Origin of the sequence: Nonomuraea sp. SBT364 (assembly GCF_001083785.1) — a bacterium.
In the GTDB taxonomy this organism is placed as follows: Bacteria; Actinomycetota; Actinomycetes; order Streptosporangiales; family Streptosporangiaceae; genus Nonomuraea.
Genome location: NZ_LAVL01000005.1, coordinates 1 through 16,746, shown reverse-complemented (window position 1 = coordinate 16,746; position 16,746 = coordinate 1). Strand labels below are relative to the sequence as shown.

Genomic DNA, 16,746 nt, shown 5'->3' with positions numbered 1-16,746 from the left:
GGACCTCAGCTCACCAAATCCGCGACGGGCGTCACAAGGCCCCGTCCTTGCGATGGCGCCCCCGTACTTGCGCTCCTTCTTGTCCGCGGCCCCCGGCCCGGCCTTTGATGGTCTCCATGACCCGGACCCTGCACGTCAGCCGCGACCTCTACACCAGCGGACAGCGCTACCTGGCCGGGGGCGTCTCCAGCGACGCCCGCCGGGTGGCCGGTGTCCCTCTCTACGTGGACCGCGCCCGGGGCGCGCGGCTGTGGGACGTGGACGGCAACGTCTACATCGACTACGTACTCGGCCAGGGGCCCGCGCTGCTCGGGCACTGCCCGCCGGAGATCGTGGAGGCGGTCGCCGCCCAGGCGGCCCGCGGCATGGTCTACTCGGCGCAGCACGCCGCCGAGGTACGGGTGGCCGAGCGGATCTGCGCGATGGTGCCCTCCGCCGAGCGGGTCAGGTTCAACACCGTGGGGTCGGAGGCGGTGCACGGCGCACTCAGGCTGGCCCGGGGCTACACCGGTCGGTCCAAGATCCTCAAGTTCGAGGGCCACTACCACGGCTGGCTCGACCCGGTCCTCTACAGCGTGCATCCGGCCATGGACGCGGCCGGTCCCGCCGACGCGCCCGTGGCCGTACCGGGCACGGCGGGCCAGCAGCCCGGCCACCCGGAAGACCTGATCATCTGCCCGTGGAACGACGTGGAGACCCTGACCGCCCTGATGGAGCGGCACGCGGGACAGATCGCCGCAGTCATCACCGAGCCGGTCCTGTGCAACACCGGGGCGATCACCCCGGACCCCGGCTACCTGGAGGCGGTGCGCGGGCTCTGCGACGAGCACGGCAGCCTGCTGATCTTCGACGAGATCATCACCGGTTTCCGCCTCGCGCCGGGTGGCGCCCAGGAGTATCTGGGGATCACGCCCGACCTGTCGGTGTTCGGCAAGGCCATGGCCGGGGGCATGCAGGTGTCCGCGCTGACCGGCCGGGCGGCCGTCATGGACCACATCTCGACGGGCAAGGTCGCGCACGCGGGGACGTTCAACTCCCAGCCGGTCGGCATCGCGGCGGCCGAGGCGACGCTGCGCATCCTCGACGAGCGGCGCACGGAGGTCTACAGCGGCCTGTACGAGCGCGGCGCGGCCCTGATGGAGGGTCTGCGGTCGGCGGCGGCCAAGGCGGGCGTGCCGATGCTCGTGGACGGCCCCGGGCCGGTGTTCCAGACGTACTTCACCGACGCGCCCGCCGTGCGCGACTACCGGGACTTCGCCGCTACCGACCGGGCCAGGATGGCGCGGCTGCAGGCGGCGCTACTCGAGCGAGGAGTCAACATGGTGCCGCGCGGCCTTTGGTTCCTGTCCACGGAGCACACCGAGGCGGATATCGACGCCACCGTCGACGCCTTCGCCCAGGCTCTCGGGGACCTGTGACCGGTTGCGCTCGGTCGAGATGACCAGCGCGACGCCGATCAGGATGATCACGCCGCCGGCGACGATGCGCGGGGTGATGGGCTCGGACAGCACCAGCGCGCCCAGGATGACGGCGACCGTCGGGTTGACGTACGCGTAGGTCGACACGAGCGAGATGGGCGCGTTGCCCAGCAGCCACGAGAACGCGGTGAACCCGACCAGCGAGCCCATCACGATGAGGTACACGAGCGCGAGCCAGGAGTTGCCGGTGATCGTCGACGGGTCCAGCCGCTCGCCCAGCCCGGTGCCGAGCACCGCCAGGCCGACGCCGCCGGCCAGCATCTCGACGCTGCTGGTCGCGAACGTGTTGGCGGGCATCGCGATGCGGCCGGAGAGGAACGAGCCCACGGCCCACAGCAGGGAGCCGATCAGCACCACCACGATCCCCACGGTGCCGGCCCCCTCCTCGCCGGTCAGCGAGAGCGCCGCCACCCCGCCGAGCCCGACCAGCACGCCCACCAGCGTGAACGGCCGGGGACGGTCGCGCACCACGAACCTGAAGATGACGAGCCACAGCGGCACCGACGCCACGAGCAGCGCGGCGAGCCCGGTGGAGATGTACTGCTCCGCCACGGACAGCAGGCCGTTGCCCAGGGTGAGCAGCAGCACGCCCACCACGCAGGCGCCGGCGAACTCCCGCCGGGTCATCCGGAAGGCCTTCGTGCCGGACGTCGCCAGCACGATCCCGGCGAGGATCGCGGCCGCCGTGAGGAAACGCATGGCGCCACCGAGCATGGGCGGGATCGACTCGACCATGATGCCGATGCCGAGATAGGTGGAGCCCCAGACCACGTAGACGATCGCGAGTGCGCCCCAGACGAGGAGCGAGGACCGCCGGTCAGTGGTGTCACGTGTCATGACTCATGACAATAGCTCTCGTCCCCGACAGCTTTCTCGCGGGTATCAGACGTTGAGACGTGGCGAAATCTTAGCGGTTGTCGGCATTCACGCCACTTCTCCGCCGGGTGCCGGGCTGACACCATCGATCCCGTCGCTGACCTGCGCAGGAACGAGGAAACATGTCCGCCGTGACCGCCGTGCCCGCCGCCGGAACCCCGGCCGCGCTCGCCCACTTCGCCGCCCGCCTGAGCTTCGAGACCGACGTCTCGGACGTGGCCGCCGACCTGGCCGCCGGCGTCCCCGGACTGGTCGTCGTCGACTCGCGCGACGAGAAGAGCTGGAACCAGGGCCACATTCCCGGCGCCGTGCACCTGCCGACCGCCGAGATCGCGGCCCGCGCCGCCGAGCTGATCCCGGCGGGCGCCACGGTCGTGACCTACTGCTGGGGCCCCGGCTGCAACGGCGCCACCAAGGCCGCGCTGGAATTCGCCAAGCTGGGCCACGCCGTCAAGGAGATGATCGGCGGCTTCGAATACTGGGCCCGGGAGGGGCTGGCCGTCGACTCGATCGACGGGCCCGCCGCCCGCCCGGTGGACCCGCTCACATGCGCCTGCTGACGGAGGTTTTTGGTGCCCCCGTCCGAATCCCGTCGATCGGGGGCGTCGCCATTCATACCCGTGTTCCGGCGCGCCCAATCCCTGAATCTCACCCAGAGTGAAGAGGCCCGCCGCCGTCAGAGGGGGAAGGAAGGACGGCGGGCCCGTATACGGAGGACAAGCATCAGCGCGGGCCGAGCTTCTCCACGATGAGCCGGTAGAGCTGGCGCGGACGCCCCGGCTGCGGCGTCCGGTTCGGCGGCAGCGGCCACGCGAGTCCCTCGTCAACCAGCGTGCGCAGCAGCCGCCGAGCCGTGCGCGGCGTCACCCCCAGCATCTTCCCGGCTCCCTCGGCGTCCACCACCGTGTCGCCGCCCTCCAGCTTGGCCGCCAGCCGGGCCAGCACCTCGACGCCCTTCGGCTTGAGCGCCGTGGCTCCGGTGGGCGGCATCCGGGGCGCGGGGATGAGCGCCCTCCCCTCCCGGTCCACCGCGAACCCCTGGGCCTGCTTGCCCGCCTGCGTGCGTGCCAGCGCGGCCCGTGCGTGCGACTCGGCGTCGTGCGTCGTCCGGCCCATGCCCACGCCCACCTCGACCGCCAGCCCCAGCTCGTCGCGGATCCTGGCGGCGAACGGCAGCACCCGGAACCCGTCGGTGGCCGCGGCGATCGAGCCTCTGGTCGCGGTGACCAGATAGCTGTGGTCGTCGATGGGCCACACGGTGGCGTTGATCCGGTTCGCCTCCTGGACGAGCAGCCGGTGCAGCGACAGGCGCAACTCGTCGCGCCAGTAGCGGGGAGCCGCGCGCCGCACCGGCTCGCGCAGCGTCGGCACCTCGACCAGCACCACGGTCAGCTGCGACTCCTCCAGCCGGTGATGCGCGCCCAGCAGCGCGGCCGTGTGCAGCGCGGTGCGCACCGCCGCCGACGTCGGGCGCACCTTGATGACCGGCACGCCCGCCGCCTGCAGCCGCTCGGCCACCGCCGGCAGGCACGTCAGCGCCCCGGTGGTGGCCCCCTGGCGGGACAGCCGTTCGTGGTAGGCGGCGATCGTCCCGGTCGCGCCGGGCTCGTCGCGGCTGTGCACGTCCGTCGCCGGGATGCCGAGGTCGGTGTACGCCTCCTCGACGTCGGCCCGGCTGACCACGTCCACGCTCACCCGTTGCGGGTCGACCCGCGGATCCAGCGCGGCCTTGGCCAGTGCCGCCACCAGCGCGGCTCCGCCCAGCTGGACGTACGTGGCGGGCATCGTCAGCACGCCTGAACGCCTCGCCAGGTCGTACGGAACCGGGCTGGCGAACAGGCACGCGTCGACGCCGGGACCGAGCCGGGTCACCTTGTCGGGCGCCTCCTGCTCGTCACGGTAGGCGGCCGCCACGAGACGGCACGGCAGTGGTGCCGCCGCGTGCCCCATGAGCATGACCCGCTCGACCAGATCATGGGGCCCGACCACGCCAATAGTGAGGTCCGGTGTCATGGCGCCCGGGCGTGACACTCGGGGTGTTTCTTCGGCCCTCTCGACCAATGTTCGTCCCATCCTGCGATCCGATGCAGTGCTCTCTTTTGGAACGATCGCTCGCGGGGGCCGTAATGTCACGCCCGACTTTTCCGGAAAGCCGTTCTGGTTGACCGCCCGTCAAGATGTTTTAGCAGCTCAACGAGGTTTTCCTGACGCTTTTCAGTCTTCGGAAATCTCTCGTGTAATGTCCGCGCCGAGTGCCCGCATTCGCGCCGCGAGATGTGCGTGGCCGCGATCGATCAGGTAACCCGACTCGATGACGGTCTCACCTTTGGCCGCCAGTCCGGCGAGAACCAGGGCAATACCGGAGCGCAGATCGTGAGCGGTTACTCGGGTGCCGACGAGAGGCGTGGCGCCGCGCACGATCGCCCGGCTGCCGTCGACCTCCACGTTGGCGCCCATCTTGTTCAGCTCACCGGCCAGTGCGAAGCGGCCGTCGAAGATCCGCTCGTGGATGTAGCTGGTGCCGTCGGCCAGCGCGGCCACCGTCATCATCGGCGATTGCAGGTCGGTGGCGAAGCCCGGGTAGGTGTCGGTGATGATGTTGATCGGCCGCAGCGGCCGGTCGCAGCGCACGTGCAGCACCGCGCCCTGGCGGGCGAAGTCGACGCCCATCTGCTCCAGCTTGTAGCGGACCACGCCCAGGTCGAGGCCGGTGCCGACGAGGCTCAGCTCGCCCTGCGTGATGGCCGCCGCCATCGCGAACACGCCGGCGTCGAGCCGGTCGGGCATCACCGTGTGCTCGACGGCGTGCAGCTCCTCCACGCCCTCGACGGTGATGAAGCCGGTGCCGCCGCCGCTGATCCGCGCGCCCATCTTGGTGAGCATGTCGATGACGTCGAGCACCTCGGGCTCCAGCGCCGCGTTCTCGATCACGGTGGTGCCCTTGGCCAGGGCGGCAGCCATGATCAGGTTCTCGGTGCCGGTGTGCGACGGGGTGTCGAGGTAGAGCGTGGCGCCGGTCAGGCCGGAGGCCTTGACGTGGATGACGGTCTCGCCCTCGTCCACGACGGCGCCGAGCCGCTTGTAGCCCAGGTAGTGGAAGTCGAGGTTGCGGCTGCCGAGGTTGCAGCCGCCCACGCCCTCCACGATGGCCTCGCCCAGCCGGTGCAGCAGGGCGGGCGTGAACAGCACGGAGCCGCGGAAGCGCCGGGCGATCTCGGCGGGCAGCACCGGCCTGCTCAGCCGGGAGGCGTCGATGACCAGCGTGCGCTCGGACTCGTGCAGCTCGACGTAGGCGCCGACGCACTCAGCGAGCTCGACGGCGCGGCGTACGTCCTCGATGATCGGCACGTTGCGCAGGACGGTGCGGCCCTTGGCGGCCAGCAGAGCCGCACCGATCATCGGCAGCACGGCGTTCTTCGCGCCCTGGATGAAGGCGGTTCCACGCAGTGCGTTGCCACCGCGCACGCGGTAACGGACCATTCGTGCGGCTCCTTGGAAATTATCGGTGAGGCTCGATCGGCCAACAGTAGCCGCTATCGCCCGATGACCCGGCCGAATCATCCGCTAAAGGGAGCCCCCGTAAGGCGTTCGTACGCGTCGAGATAGCGTGCCCGGGTGCGCTCGACCACATGGTCGGGGAGACGCGGTGGCGGGGTTCCGGAGTCTTTGTCCCATCCGGATTCGGGTGAGATAAGCCAATCCCGGACATATTGCTTGTCGAATGACGGCTGGGAACGGCCCGGCTGCCACTCGTCGGCCGGCCAGAAGCGCGAGGAGTCGGGGGTGAGCACCTCGTCCCCCAGCGTCAGCACCCCGTCGGAATCCCGGCCGAGCTCGATCTTGGTGTCAGCGACGATGATGCCGCGCTCGCGGGCGATCTCCGCGCCGCGCCCGTAGACGGCCAGTGTGATCCGGCGCAGCTCCTCGGCCGTCTCGGCGCCGACCTCGGCCACCACCTGGTCGAAGGAGATCGGCTCGTCGTGCTGCCCCATCGGCGCCTTGGTCGACGGCGTGAAGATCGGCTCGGGCAGCCGCGACCCGTCCTGCAGCCCGGCCGGCAGCGCCACCCCCGACACCGTGCCGGTCTGCCGGTACTCGGCCAGCCCGCCGCCGGTCAGATAACCCCGCGCCACGCACTCCACCTGGACCATCTCCAGCGGCCGCACCAGCACGCCGCGCGACTCCGCGCCCGGCGCCACCACGTGGTTGGGCACCACGTCACGCAACTGCTCGAACCACCACAGCGACAGTTGCGTGAGGATCGCCCCCTTGTCGGGGATGTCGGGCTCCAGCACGTGATCGAACGCCGAGATCCGGTCGGAGGCGACCATCAGCAGCAGCCCCTCCTCGGTCTGGTAGAGATCGCGAACCTTGCCGGAGTGCAGATGCTTCATCGGGCGATGTCCGTCCGGTAGTGAGAGCCGCGCAGCTCGATGCGCGAGACCAGTTCGTAGGCGTTGCGCCGGGCGCTCTCCTGGTCGGGGCCGGTGCCCACCACGCTCAGCACCCGGCCGCCGGCCGACACGATCTCGCCGTCGTCGCCGCGCGCCGTGCCCGCGTGGATCACGTACGCGCCGGGCGTCGGCTCCAGACCCTTGATCACGTCACCCTTGACCGGCGACTCCGGATAGTTCTCGGCCGCGACCACCACGGTCACCGCCGAGCCGTCGCGGAACACCGGATCGAGCCCGAGCTCGCCCGTCGCGCACGCCATCAGCAGCCCGCCCAGCGGCGTCTCCAGCCGGTCGAGCAGCACCTGCGTCTCCGGGTCGCCGAACCGCGCGTTGAACTCGATCACCTTCGGCCCCTTCGACGTCAGGGCCAGCCCCACGAACAGCACGCCCTGGAACGGCAGCCCGCGCCGGCCCAGCTCGCCGATCGTCGGGTGCACCACCTCGCGCATCACCTGCTCGGTGAGCCCCTCGGGCGCCCAGGGCAGCGGCGTGTAGGCGCCCATCCCGCCCGTGTTGGGCCCCTCGTCGCCGTCGTAGGCCCGCTTGAAGTCCTGCGCCGGCTGGAGCGGCACGGCCGTGCTGCCGTCGCACAGCGCGAACAGCGACACCTCCGGCCCGTCGAGGAACTCCTCGATCACCACCCGGCCGCACGCCCGCGCGTGCTCCAGCGCCTCGGCCCGGTCGCCGGTGACCACGACGCCCTTGCCGGCCGCCAGCCCGTCGTCCTTCACCACGTACGGGGTGCCGAACTCGTCCAGCGCCGCGGCCGCCTCCTCCGGGGTGACGCACACCCGCGCCCGCGCCGTCGGCACGTCGGCGGCGCGCATGACCTCCTTGGCGAACGCCTTGGACCCCTCGATCATCGCCGCCTCCCGGGACGGCCCGAAGCAGGCGATCCCCGCCTCGCGGACCGCGTCGGCCACCCCGGCCACGAGGGGGGCCTCCGGCCCCACGACGACCAGGTCGACGCCCAGCCGCCCGGCCAGCCCCGCCACTTCCACGGGATCGACCGCGTCGACGGGATGCAGCGTCGCGACCTTCCCGATCCCCGGGTTGCCGGGGGCACAATGAAGCTCGCTGACCTGGGGGTCGAGGCTGAGCGAACGGCACAGGGCGTGTTCACGCCCACCGGATCCAATGACTAGAACGCGCACCCGCCCATTCTCGCAGCCCACCACCCTCGCCAGGCCACCTCCCCGCCCCTGACCACGAACGCCCCGCCGTGCCCCGCGCGGGAAAACTCCGCCCGCTCGGCGCGTAAAAGCCGGTTGACTGGCGTTCCTGTGGTAAGTTAGGGCGGCTTTCTGGCGTCCCAGCGCGATTGGAGGTGGTCCGGGATGAATCCTGGTGATCCCAGCAGTACGTGCTCACCCACGTACTTCCTGAATGCCCCCGACCACTCCAATCCGGCAGCCTGATCGTGCCTCCACGTATGCGTGTTGATTGAGGTGACTTTTCGTCGCGCGTGGAGCGTGCCAGGTCGGGCGGAAAGGGACTGCCATGCGCTCGTCCACGCTTTTCCGTCGCATCAACCGTCACCCCGTGCAGCCGCACGCCCCGCGCCAGCGTTCGCAGCCGGTGCGTGACGCCTGCGTGCCTCCCGTCGACTCCGTCGTCGAGTACGCCGCCTACATCGACGGCAAGAAGGCCCTGGCCACGGGCATAGCCGAGTCCGTCGAGCTGGTCCGCGGCCACAACGACACCGCCGACGGCGGGCCGCGCGCGTTCGTCTGGGTGGGGCTGCACGAGCCCGCCGCGCCCGAGGTCGAGTGGCTGGCCGAGGTGTTCGGCCTGCACCCGCTGGCCGTGGAGGACGCGGTCAAGGCGCACCAGCGCCCCAAGGTCGAGCGTTACGGCGACTCCCTGTTCATGGTCCTCAAGACCATCGCCTACCTGGACCACGACGAGCTGACCGCCACCAGCGAGATCATCGCCACGGGCGAGATCATGGTGTTCCTCGGCGTGGACTTCGTGGTGACGGTGCGCCACGGCGAGCACTGCCCGCTGGCCGAGGTGCGCGAGCGCATCGAGACTGTGCCCGAGCTGCTCGAACGCGGCCCGGCCGGGGTGCTGCACGCGATCTCCGACCACGTGGTCGACCGCTACCTCCAGGTCGCCGACCTGATGCAGCTGGAGCTGGAGGAGGTCGAGGCGACGGTGTTCGCGGACGTGAGCTCCCGCGACATCAACCGGATCTACCAGCTCAAGCGCGAGATGCTGGAGCTCAAGCGGGCGGTCACGCCGCTCCAGGCGCCGCTGGCCGCGCTGCCGCAGCGCCGGGTGATCCCGTCGGAGATGCGGGAGTATTTCCGTGACGTCGGCGACCACCTGTCACGCGTGTGCGAGCAGGTCGACTCGTCCAACGAGCTGTGCAGCTCGATCCTCCAGGCGGCGCTGGCCCGGTCGAACGCGCTCGCCAACGAGGACATGCGCAAGATCTCGTCCTGGGTCGCCATCCTGGCCGTGCCCACGATGATCGCGGGCATCTACGGCATGAACTTCGACTTCATGCCCGAGACCAAGCAGGTCTGGGGCTATCCGGCGGTGCTGGCGGTCATGATCAGCGCGTGTGTGCTGCTGCACCGGGGCTTCCGCCGCAACGGCTGGCTCTGATCAGACGCCGACGGGCTTGAGCGGCTCGACGGGGTCGGGCAGCTCGTGGCCCCGCTCCTCCCACAGCGCGCGCATCCGGTCGGGATAGTCGGTGACGATCCCGGCCGCGCCGAGGTCGAGCATGCGGGCGGCGAGCGCGGGCTCGTTGACGGTCCAGACGGCCACCTCCAGCCCGGCCCGGGAGGCCTGCGCCATCAGCTTCTCGTCGACCATCGCGTGTTCGGGCGAGAGCGTGGTCGCCCCGGCGTCGCGGGCGGCGGCGGGGATGTCGTCGCCGAGCGGGCCGTTCCAGCCGAGGGTGTCGAGCTCGACGAGCGCGAAGCGGCGCGTGTCGGGCGCGAGCTTGGCCGCGTAGCCGATGATGCGCCAGTCGAAGCTGAGGATCGCCGCGTTGCGCAGCCTGTTGTGCCGGTCGAGCTCGTCGACCACCATCTCGGTGTAGAGCTCGGGGTCGGGCGTCAGCGCGGGCCTGGTCGGGTCCGACTTGAGCTCGACGTGCACCCGTACGCTCTCCGCCGCGTAGGCGTTGACCAGCCCGAGCACCGCGCCGAGGGTGGGCATCCGGGTCTCCGGCATCGCGACCTGGGTCAGCGCGAACGGGTCGTCGGGGTGGCGCGGCAGCCGCACCCCCACGTCGAGCGTGCGCAGCTGCGCGAGCGTCAGCGAGTTGATGGGCTTGCCGACGTACGGGAAGGCGGGGTCGCCGGGCGTGACGGGCCGCGTGTCGGCGCTGGTCACGGCCGAGACCGTGAGGTCGTGCGTCAGCACGAGGCGCCGGTCGGCGGTGAGCGCGACGTCGAGCTCCAGCGCGTGCACGCCGAGCTCCATCGTGCGGCTCATGCCGGGCAGGGTGTTTTCGGGCCAGAGACCTCTCGCACCCCGATGACCATGTATCTCAACGCGCACACCGGGGACCCTACCTGGCCCGGCGGGCCATCACGCGCCGCCACGCCGTGCCCATTTTGTACGGTTACGGGCTTTGTCCGTAGGTCCAGGAGTAGACGACCTGGTCCCATTCCGGCGAACCGCCCGCCCCTTCGTACGTGGCCTGCGCGGGCTTGTTGTCCTCGGCGGTGGCCGTCCACAGCCCGTAGCAGCCCCGCTCGCGCGCCAGCCGGCCGAGCGCCAGCACCAGCGCCCTGCCGATGCCCCGGCCGCGGAACTCCTCGTCCACGCCCAGCTCGTACAGGAACATCTCGGTGCCCTTGTCGGGGTGGGTCATCTCGACGCCGGTGACCATCCCCGCCGGGACGTCGTCCACGTAGGCGACGAGCAGGTGGTGCCTCTCGTCCGCCAGGAACCTCTCGGTGGCCTCCCGCTCGGGAGTCGCGTCGAAGAGGCGGCCGGCCGCTTCGACGGCCTCGAAGCGGGTGACGCGACGGATGTCCATAAGGGCGAGAGTAGGCAGCTCACCCCGGAGATCGCACCCGAATTTAACGCGATAAATGCAACAGTCCTGCAATAAGCTGTACAACCATGACGGGGGCTATCAAAACTACCCAAATAGACACGGTCAGGGCGTGGGTGGACGGCTGGGTCATCTCCCGCGACACGCCGCCTCCGGTGACCGAACCCTGGGGATACCGCGTGGACGTGGGCCTGCCCGGCCACCTGGCGCGCCACATCGTGCCCGCCCCGACGCCGGCCCTCATCAGGCATCTGACCGGCACGATCACCGCCCCCGGCACCTGGCTGAAGCTCTGCGCCCCGGCCGAGCTGATCGCGCCCTGGCTGCCCTCGGGCTGGGCCATCGACCCGCCCGAGTACATGATGACCGCCCGCCTGCCCGCCGAGCCCGCTGTGGCCGTCGTGCCGCCCGGCTACACGGCGGCCGTCACGACCCGCGCCGGCGTCACCGTCGCCCGCCTCCTCACGGCGGCGGGCGAGATGGCCGCCAGGGGCCAGCTCGCCGTCACCGGCACCATGGCCGTGGTCGACCGGGTCGAGACCGCCTCCGGCCACCGGCGGCGCGGCCTCGGCAGCGTCGTCATGCGCACGCTGACCGCCGCCGCCCACGAGGTGGGCGCCACCGGCGGCGTGCTGGTGGCGACCCCCGAGGGCCGGGCGCTCTACGAGAGCCTCGGCTGGCGGCTGCACTCGCCGATGACGGCGGCCGTGCTCAGATCAGCGAGCGGATGACCAGCGTCTGGTCGCGGCCCGGGCCGACGCCGATCGCCGAGATCGGGGCGCCGCTCATCTCCTCCAGCGTGCGCACGTACGCCTGGGCGTTGGGCGGCAGGTCCTCGAACGTCTTGGCGCCCGTGATGTCCTCCTGCCAGCCGGGGAACTCCTCGTAGATCGGCTTGGCGTGGTGGAAGTCCGTCTGCGTCATCGGGATCTCGTCGTGCCGCGTGCCGTCGACCTCGTACGCCACGCACACCGGGATGCGCTCCAGGCCCGACAGCACGTCGAGCTTGGTGAGGAAGAAGTCCGTGACGCCGTTGATGCGGGTCGCGTACCGGGCGATGACCGCGTCGAACCAGCCGCAGCGGCGGTTGCGGCCGGTCGTGACGCCGTACTCGCCGCCGGTCTGGCGCAGCCACTCACCCATCTCGTCCTCCAGCTCCGTGGGGAACGGGCCGGAGCCGACGCGGGTCGTGTACGCCTTGAGGATGCCGATCACCCGCGTCAGGCGGGTCGGCGGGATGCCGGAGCCGGCGCAGGCGCCGCCCGAGGTGGGCGAGGACGACGTGACGAACGGGTAGGTGCCGTGGTCGATGTCGAGCAGCGTGCCCTGCCCGCCCTCCAGCAGCACGAACTTGCCCTCGTCCAGCGCCTTGTTCAGCACCAGCGAGGTGTCGGCGATGTGCGGCTTGAGCCGCTCGGCGTAGCCGAGGTACTCCTCCAGGACGGCTTCCGCCTCCAGGCCGCGCCGGTTGTAGAGCTTGGTCAGCACCTGGTTCTTCTCGCCCAGCGCGACCTCGATCTTCTTGGCCAGGATGCCCGGGTCGAGCAGGTCCTGGACCCGGATGCCCACGCGGTAGATCTTGTCACCGTAGGCCGGGCCGATGCCCCGGCCGGTGGTGCCGATCTTGGCCTTGCCGAGGTAGCGCTCCGTGACCTTGTCCAGCGCCTTGTGGTGCGGCATGATCAGGTGCGCGTTGGCGGAGATGAGCAGCCGCTCGGCGGAGATCCCCCGCTCGGCAAGGCCGTCGATCTCGCCCAGCAGCACGCCGGGGTCGATCACGACGCCGTTGCCGATCACCGGGACCACCTCCGGCGACAGGATGCCCGTAGGCAGCAGATGAAGCGCGTATTTCTGGTCACCGATGACCACGGTGTGACCCGCGTTGTTGCCACCCTGGTAACGGACGACGTAGTCGACGTCGCCACCGAGCAGATCGGTGGCCTTGCCCTTGCCCTCATCGCCCCACTGGGCACCCACGAGAACGGCAGCCGGCATTGTTCAGTCTCCCGAGCACAAAACGAAACCCCTGGCGCAAGCGCGACAGGGGCTCTTGCGTAGAGAGACTACCCGAACGTGCCCATTCGTCCCAAGGGCTAGCCCTTGGTCAGCGCGTCGTAACCGGATTCGGTGCTGTCCTTGAGGAACTGCGAGCAGCGCTCGGCCTCGTCCTTCTCACCGATCGACTGCGCGGCCCGCGCCAGCGAATAGAGGCAGCGCAGGAATCCCCGGTTCGGCTCGTGCTCCCACGGGATCGGCCCGTGCCCCTTCCACCCGCTGCGGCGCAGCTGGTCGAGGCCCCGGTGGTAGCCGGTGCGGGCGAACGCGTAGGAGGTGACGGCGTGACCTTGCGCGAAGTATTCCTCCGCGAGCGCGGCCCAGGCCGCCGGATAGGCGGGGAAACGGGCGGCCACGTCCGCGGCCTTGGCGCCGGATTCGAGGGCCTCCCGGGCCTCGGGCAGGTCCGGCAGGTGAGTCGGGGGCGGCCCGGCGAGAAGGTTATCCATAGGACAAGTCATACCCGCCGGGCCGCGTACGTGGCTAGGAGATCTTCGTCCCACTCGACTTGAGGTGCTCGCACGCCTCCACGATCCGGGCCGCCATCCCGGCCTCGGCCGCCTTGCCGTAGGAGCGCGGGTCGTACGCCTTCTTGTTGCCCACGTCGCCGTCGACCTTGAGCACGCCGTCGTAGTTGCGGAACATGTGGTCGGCCACCGGCCGGGTGAAGGCGTACTGCGTGTCGGTGTCGACGTTCATCTTGACGACGCCGTACGAGATCGCCTCGTGGATCTCCTCGAGCAGCGAGCCGGAGCCGCCGTGGAAGACCAGGTCGAACGGCTTGTCCTGGCCGTACTTGGCGCCGACCGCGTCCTGGATCTCCTTCAGCACGCTCGGGCGCAGCTTGACGTGGCCCGGCTTGTAGACGCCGTGCACGTTGCCGAACGTGGCCGCCAGCATGTAGCGGCCCTGCTCGCCGAGCCCGACGGCCTCGGCCGTGGCCAGCGCGTCACCGGGGGTGGTGTAGAGCTTCTCGTTGATCTCACCGACGACGCCGTCCTCCTCGCCGCCGACGACGCCGATCTCCATCTCCATGATGATCCGGGCGCGGGCGCACTTGTCGATGAGCTCCTTGGCGATCTCCAGGTTCTCCTCCAGGGGCACGGCCGAGCCGTCCCACATGTGCGACTGGAACAGCGGGTCGAGGCCCTTGGCCACCCGCTCCAGCGAGATGTCGATCAACGGCCGCATGAAGCCGTCGAGCTTGTCCTTGGGGCAGTGGTCGGTGTGCAGCGCCACCGTGACCGGATACTTGGCCGCCACCACCCTGGCGTACTCGGCCAGCGCGGTCGCGCCCGTCACCATGTCCTTGACCGTCGCGCCGGACAGGAACTCGGCGCCACCGGTGGACACCTGGACGATGCCGTCGCTCTCCGCCTCCGCGAAGCCGCGCAGCGCCGCGTTCAGGGTCTGGGACGAGGTCACGTTGATCGCCGGGTAGGCGAACCCGCCGGCCTTGGCACGGTCGAGCATCTCGGCGTAGACCTCTGGAGTCGCGATAGGCATGAGTCATCTCCCTGAGAAGTAACGGCTTCGCGCAGCCCAGTATCCCGGTCTGTTACCCGCCGTGGTAGAGACAACGCCCGCGCGATCTTCGGCGACATCCGGAACGCGGCGTTACCACCAGGTACTCTCCCCACTGTGGGACGCCACAGGTCGGATCCGATGGGCCTCGCCCGCATGGCACTCGCCGTGCTGGCGGTCATCGCCGTGGTGACACTGCTGGTCATCGGCGCGCGGGCGCTGTTCAGCTCGCTCGACACCGAGGCGCCGCCCGGGCGCGCGCACACCTCCGGCGCGCCGTCGAGCAGCGGCCAGGTGCCGACCGTGCGGATCGAGTGCGTCGCCGACACCTGCCCGATGATCACCGTCCGGGTGCCCGGCGGAGACGTGCTGCAGCACCGCGACATGAGCCGCGGCGAGGAGGTCAGCTTCTACGAGCCGGAGCTCGACGTGGTGCTGACCGACGCCGGCACCGTCCGCGTCACCGAGAACGGCAGCTCCCGCCCTCAGGGCGACGCGGGCGAGAGCGAGGCGTTCACCGTCATCGGCCCCCGCGAGTGACTCACAACCCCAGGTCGGCCAGGGTGAAGGCGGTGCGGTAGTCGAGGCCCTCCTCGGCCATCCGCGCCCCGGCGCCCCGGTCGACGATCGTGGCCACCGCCACCACCTCGGCGCCCGCCTCCCGCAGCGCCTCCACTGCCGTCAGCGGCGACGCGCCCGTCGTCGAGGTGTCTTCCACGGCCAGCACCCGGCGGCCCTTGACCTCGGGGCCCTCGATCCTGCGCTGCATGCCGTGCGCCTTCTGCGCCTTGCGCACCACGAACGCGTCGAGCGAACGCCCCTGGGCCGCCGCGGCGTGCAGCATGGCGGCCGCCACCGGGTCGGCGCCCAGCGTCAGCCCGCCCACGGCGTCGAACTCCAGATCGGCGGTCAGCTCCAGCATCACCCTGCCGACCAGCGGCGCGGCGACCCCGTCGAGCGTGATCCGGCGAAGGTCGAGGTAGAAGTCGGCCTCCTGCCCGGATGAGAGCACCACCCGGCCGTGCACGACGGCCTTCTTCTTGATCTCGGCCAGCAGGCTGTCGCGGTCACTCATGCCCCCAGCTTAGGACCAGCACTCCAGAGGCCGGACGCAGGCAAAGGCCGGTGTTCGGTTTAGCCATGGGGGTGGGTGCGGAATGACTCCCGGGGCAACGGTTCGTAACCGTGAGGTCACTATGAGTGCGGAAATATCCCAGAGCGACGCAGATCTACTCCAAGCCGTCCGATCGGGCGACGCCACTGCCTACGGACGGCTCTACGAGCGGCACGTCGCCGCCGCCCGCGTCCTGGCCCGCCGGCTGGTGCCGGAGGAGGAAGCCGAGGACGTGGTCGCCGAGGCGTTCACCCGGGTCCTCGACGTGGTGGGCCGCGGCGACGGCCCCGAAGCGGCCTTCCGCACCCACCTCCTGACCGTCGTCCGGCGCACCGTCGACCATCGCATGCGCCTGTCCGCCGAGCCGGAGCCGCCGGCCGGCGAGCCCGAGCGGGCCCTCATCGCCCTGGCCTACCTGTCGCTGCCCGAGCGCTGGCGGGCCGCGCTGTGGCACATCGAGGTGGAAGGCGCCCGGCCCGCCGAGGTGGCGCCGCTGCTCGGCCTGTCGGCCAACGGCGCGGCCGCGCTCGCCTACCGCGCCCGTGAGGGCCTGCGCCAGGCATACCTGCAGACCCGCCTGACCGCCTCGCCGCCCCTGGAGTGCCGGCCGACGCTCGGCAGACTCAGCGCGTACGTCAAAGGCGGGCTGACCAGGCGCGAGTGCAAGCCGATCGACGACCACGTGCACGACTGCGACGCCTGCCGTGCCGTCCTGGCCGAGCTGACCGACGTGCGCCGGGCCCTGCGCACCGTCGTCGCGCCCCTCCTGCTCGGGCCGGCCGCCGCCGGCTACGTCGCCGCCATGTCCTCACCCATCAGGCTCCGCCTCCGCCGCACCCTCGCCTGGGTCCGCGGCCTGCCCGGCCGCCAGCACGTCGTGGTGGCCACCGGCGCCCTCACGGTCATGGCCGTCGCCGCCGCCTTCGCCCTCGTCTCCGCCGAGAAGCCCGAGGCCGCCCCGGTCTCCCAGCCTCTGCCCATGGAGCCGTCGCACACCGCCCCGCCGCGTCCGCGCCCCGTCCCGCCCTCCCGCGTCCCCGCCCGCGAACCGGCCGGCCCGCCCGGCAAGACCCCCGCCGCGCCGCGTCTCACGGCCACGATCAGCGCCATGGGCGCCCTCGTACGCGCCCGTCCCGGCATCGTCGCCATGCGCCTGCGCAACACCGGCAAGAAGGGCACCGCCCCGGTCTACGCCGCCATCGACCTCCCCCCGGGTGTCACCCC

The 16,746-nt window shown here is 70.9% G+C and carries 17 protein-coding genes; 6 read left to right on the top strand and 11 right to left on the bottom strand.

The genetic code is table 11. The annotated features are described in order from the left end of the window. Positions 1-116: 116 nt before the first annotated feature. Positions 117-1,418, top strand: coding sequence for an aspartate aminotransferase family protein (locus tag ADY59_RS04045; protein WP_063780554.1), 1,302 nt, complete (start codon positions 117-119; stop codon positions 1,416-1,418). Here the strand turns inward: ADY59_RS04045 and ADY59_RS48320 are convergent. After that, positions 1,299-2,315: an EamA family transporter gene (locus ADY59_RS48320; protein WP_082309840.1), complete on the bottom strand. Its 1,017-nt coding sequence runs from the start codon at positions 2,313-2,315 to the stop codon at positions 1,299-1,301. The genes ADY59_RS04045 and ADY59_RS48320 overlap by 120 nt on opposite strands. Positions 2,316-2,476: 161 nt before the next feature. Between ADY59_RS48320 and ADY59_RS04040 the strand changes: the two genes are divergently transcribed. Beyond that, entirely contained in the window at positions 2,477-2,914 is a 438-nt protein-coding gene (locus ADY59_RS04040; protein WP_049557754.1) for a rhodanese-like domain-containing protein, read from the top strand. Positions 2,915-3,077: 163 nt separating this feature from the next. Here ADY59_RS04040 and ADY59_RS04035 read toward each other — a convergent pair whose 3' ends face one another. The 4 genes from ADY59_RS04035 to purD all read right to left on the bottom strand — a co-directional run bounded on the left by ADY59_RS04035 (position 3,078) and on the right by purD (position 7,962). Then, complete coding sequence (locus ADY59_RS04035; RefSeq protein ID WP_082309839.1) at positions 3,078-4,367, bottom strand: GTP cyclohydrolase IIa; 1,290 nt, start codon at positions 4,365-4,367, stop codon at positions 3,078-3,080. Between the two features lie 201 nt (positions 4,368-4,568). Beyond that, entirely contained in the window at positions 4,569-5,834 is a 1,266-nt protein-coding gene (murA, locus tag ADY59_RS04030) for a UDP-N-acetylglucosamine 1-carboxyvinyltransferase (RefSeq protein ID WP_049557752.1), read from the bottom strand. Positions 5,835-5,911: 77 nt separating this feature from the next. Beyond that, entirely contained in the window at positions 5,912-6,748 is an 837-nt protein-coding gene (locus ADY59_RS04025) for a phosphoribosylaminoimidazolesuccinocarboxamide synthase (protein WP_049557748.1), read from the bottom strand. Beyond that, positions 6,745-7,962 (bottom strand): phosphoribosylamine--glycine ligase, encoded by a 1,218-nt coding sequence (purD, locus tag ADY59_RS04020; protein WP_049557747.1) that lies wholly within the window; start codon positions 7,960-7,962, stop codon positions 6,745-6,747. The genes ADY59_RS04025 and purD overlap by 4 nt, the downstream gene beginning before the upstream one ends. A gap of 388 nt (positions 7,963-8,350) precedes the next feature. Between purD and corA the strand changes: the two genes are divergently transcribed. Continuing rightward, positions 8,351-9,421, top strand: coding sequence for a magnesium/cobalt transporter CorA (gene corA / locus ADY59_RS04015; RefSeq protein WP_231618535.1), 1,071 nt, complete (start codon positions 8,351-8,353; stop codon positions 9,419-9,421). On the opposite strand, the gene ADY59_RS04010 is transcribed toward corA, so the two are convergent. Together ADY59_RS04010 and ADY59_RS04005 are read right to left on the bottom strand one after the other, a co-directional pair. Beyond that, a complete protein-coding gene (locus ADY59_RS04010) occupies positions 9,422-10,327 on the bottom strand; it encodes a glycerophosphodiester phosphodiesterase family protein (RefSeq protein WP_049557740.1) in 906 nt (301 codons plus the stop codon). 64 nt (positions 10,328-10,391) lie between these two features. Continuing rightward, entirely contained in the window at positions 10,392-10,811 is a 420-nt protein-coding gene (locus ADY59_RS04005) for a GNAT family N-acetyltransferase (RefSeq protein WP_049557737.1), read from the bottom strand. 86 nt (positions 10,812-10,897) lie between these two features. Between ADY59_RS04005 and ADY59_RS04000 the strand changes: the two genes are divergently transcribed. After that, complete coding sequence (locus ADY59_RS04000) at positions 10,898-11,560, top strand: GNAT family N-acetyltransferase (RefSeq protein WP_049557735.1); 663 nt, start codon at positions 10,898-10,900, stop codon at positions 11,558-11,560. Here ADY59_RS04000 and ADY59_RS03995 read toward each other — a convergent pair. The 3 genes from ADY59_RS03995 to fbaA all read right to left on the bottom strand — a co-directional run bounded on the left by ADY59_RS03995 (position 11,541) and on the right by fbaA (position 14,390). Continuing rightward, positions 11,541-12,824 (bottom strand): adenylosuccinate synthase, encoded by a 1,284-nt coding sequence (locus ADY59_RS03995; protein ID WP_049557733.1) that lies wholly within the window; start codon positions 12,822-12,824, stop codon positions 11,541-11,543. The two genes, ADY59_RS04000 and ADY59_RS03995, sit on opposite strands and share 20 nt — an antisense overlap. 98 nt (positions 12,825-12,922) lie before the next feature. Beyond that, a complete protein-coding gene (locus tag ADY59_RS03990) occupies positions 12,923-13,333 on the bottom strand; it encodes a DUF3151 domain-containing protein (protein ID WP_156325281.1) in 411 nt (136 codons plus the stop codon). A gap of 34 nt (positions 13,334-13,367) precedes the next feature. Beyond that, positions 13,368-14,390 carry a class II fructose-bisphosphate aldolase gene (gene fbaA, locus ADY59_RS03985; RefSeq protein WP_049557727.1) on the bottom strand — a complete coding sequence of 341 codons (1,023 nt, stop codon included), beginning with the start codon at positions 14,388-14,390 and terminating at the stop codon, positions 13,368-13,370. Between the two features lie 135 nt (positions 14,391-14,525). Here fbaA and ADY59_RS03980 point away from each other — a divergent pair, with 135 nt between their 5' ends. Then, positions 14,526-14,948 (top strand): hypothetical protein, encoded by a 423-nt coding sequence (locus tag ADY59_RS03980; RefSeq protein ID WP_156325280.1) that lies wholly within the window; start codon positions 14,526-14,528, stop codon positions 14,946-14,948. 1 nt (position 14,949) lies between these two features. On the opposite strand, the gene pyrE is transcribed toward ADY59_RS03980, so the two are convergent. After that, entirely contained in the window at positions 14,950-15,483 is a 534-nt protein-coding gene (gene pyrE / locus ADY59_RS03975; RefSeq protein WP_049557724.1) for an orotate phosphoribosyltransferase, read from the bottom strand. Between the two features lie 121 nt (positions 15,484-15,604). On the opposite strand from pyrE, the gene ADY59_RS03970 reads away from it, so the two are divergent. After that, on the top strand, positions 15,605-16,746 hold a 1,142-nt coding region (locus ADY59_RS03970; RefSeq protein ID WP_049557722.1), incomplete at its 3' end, for a sigma factor.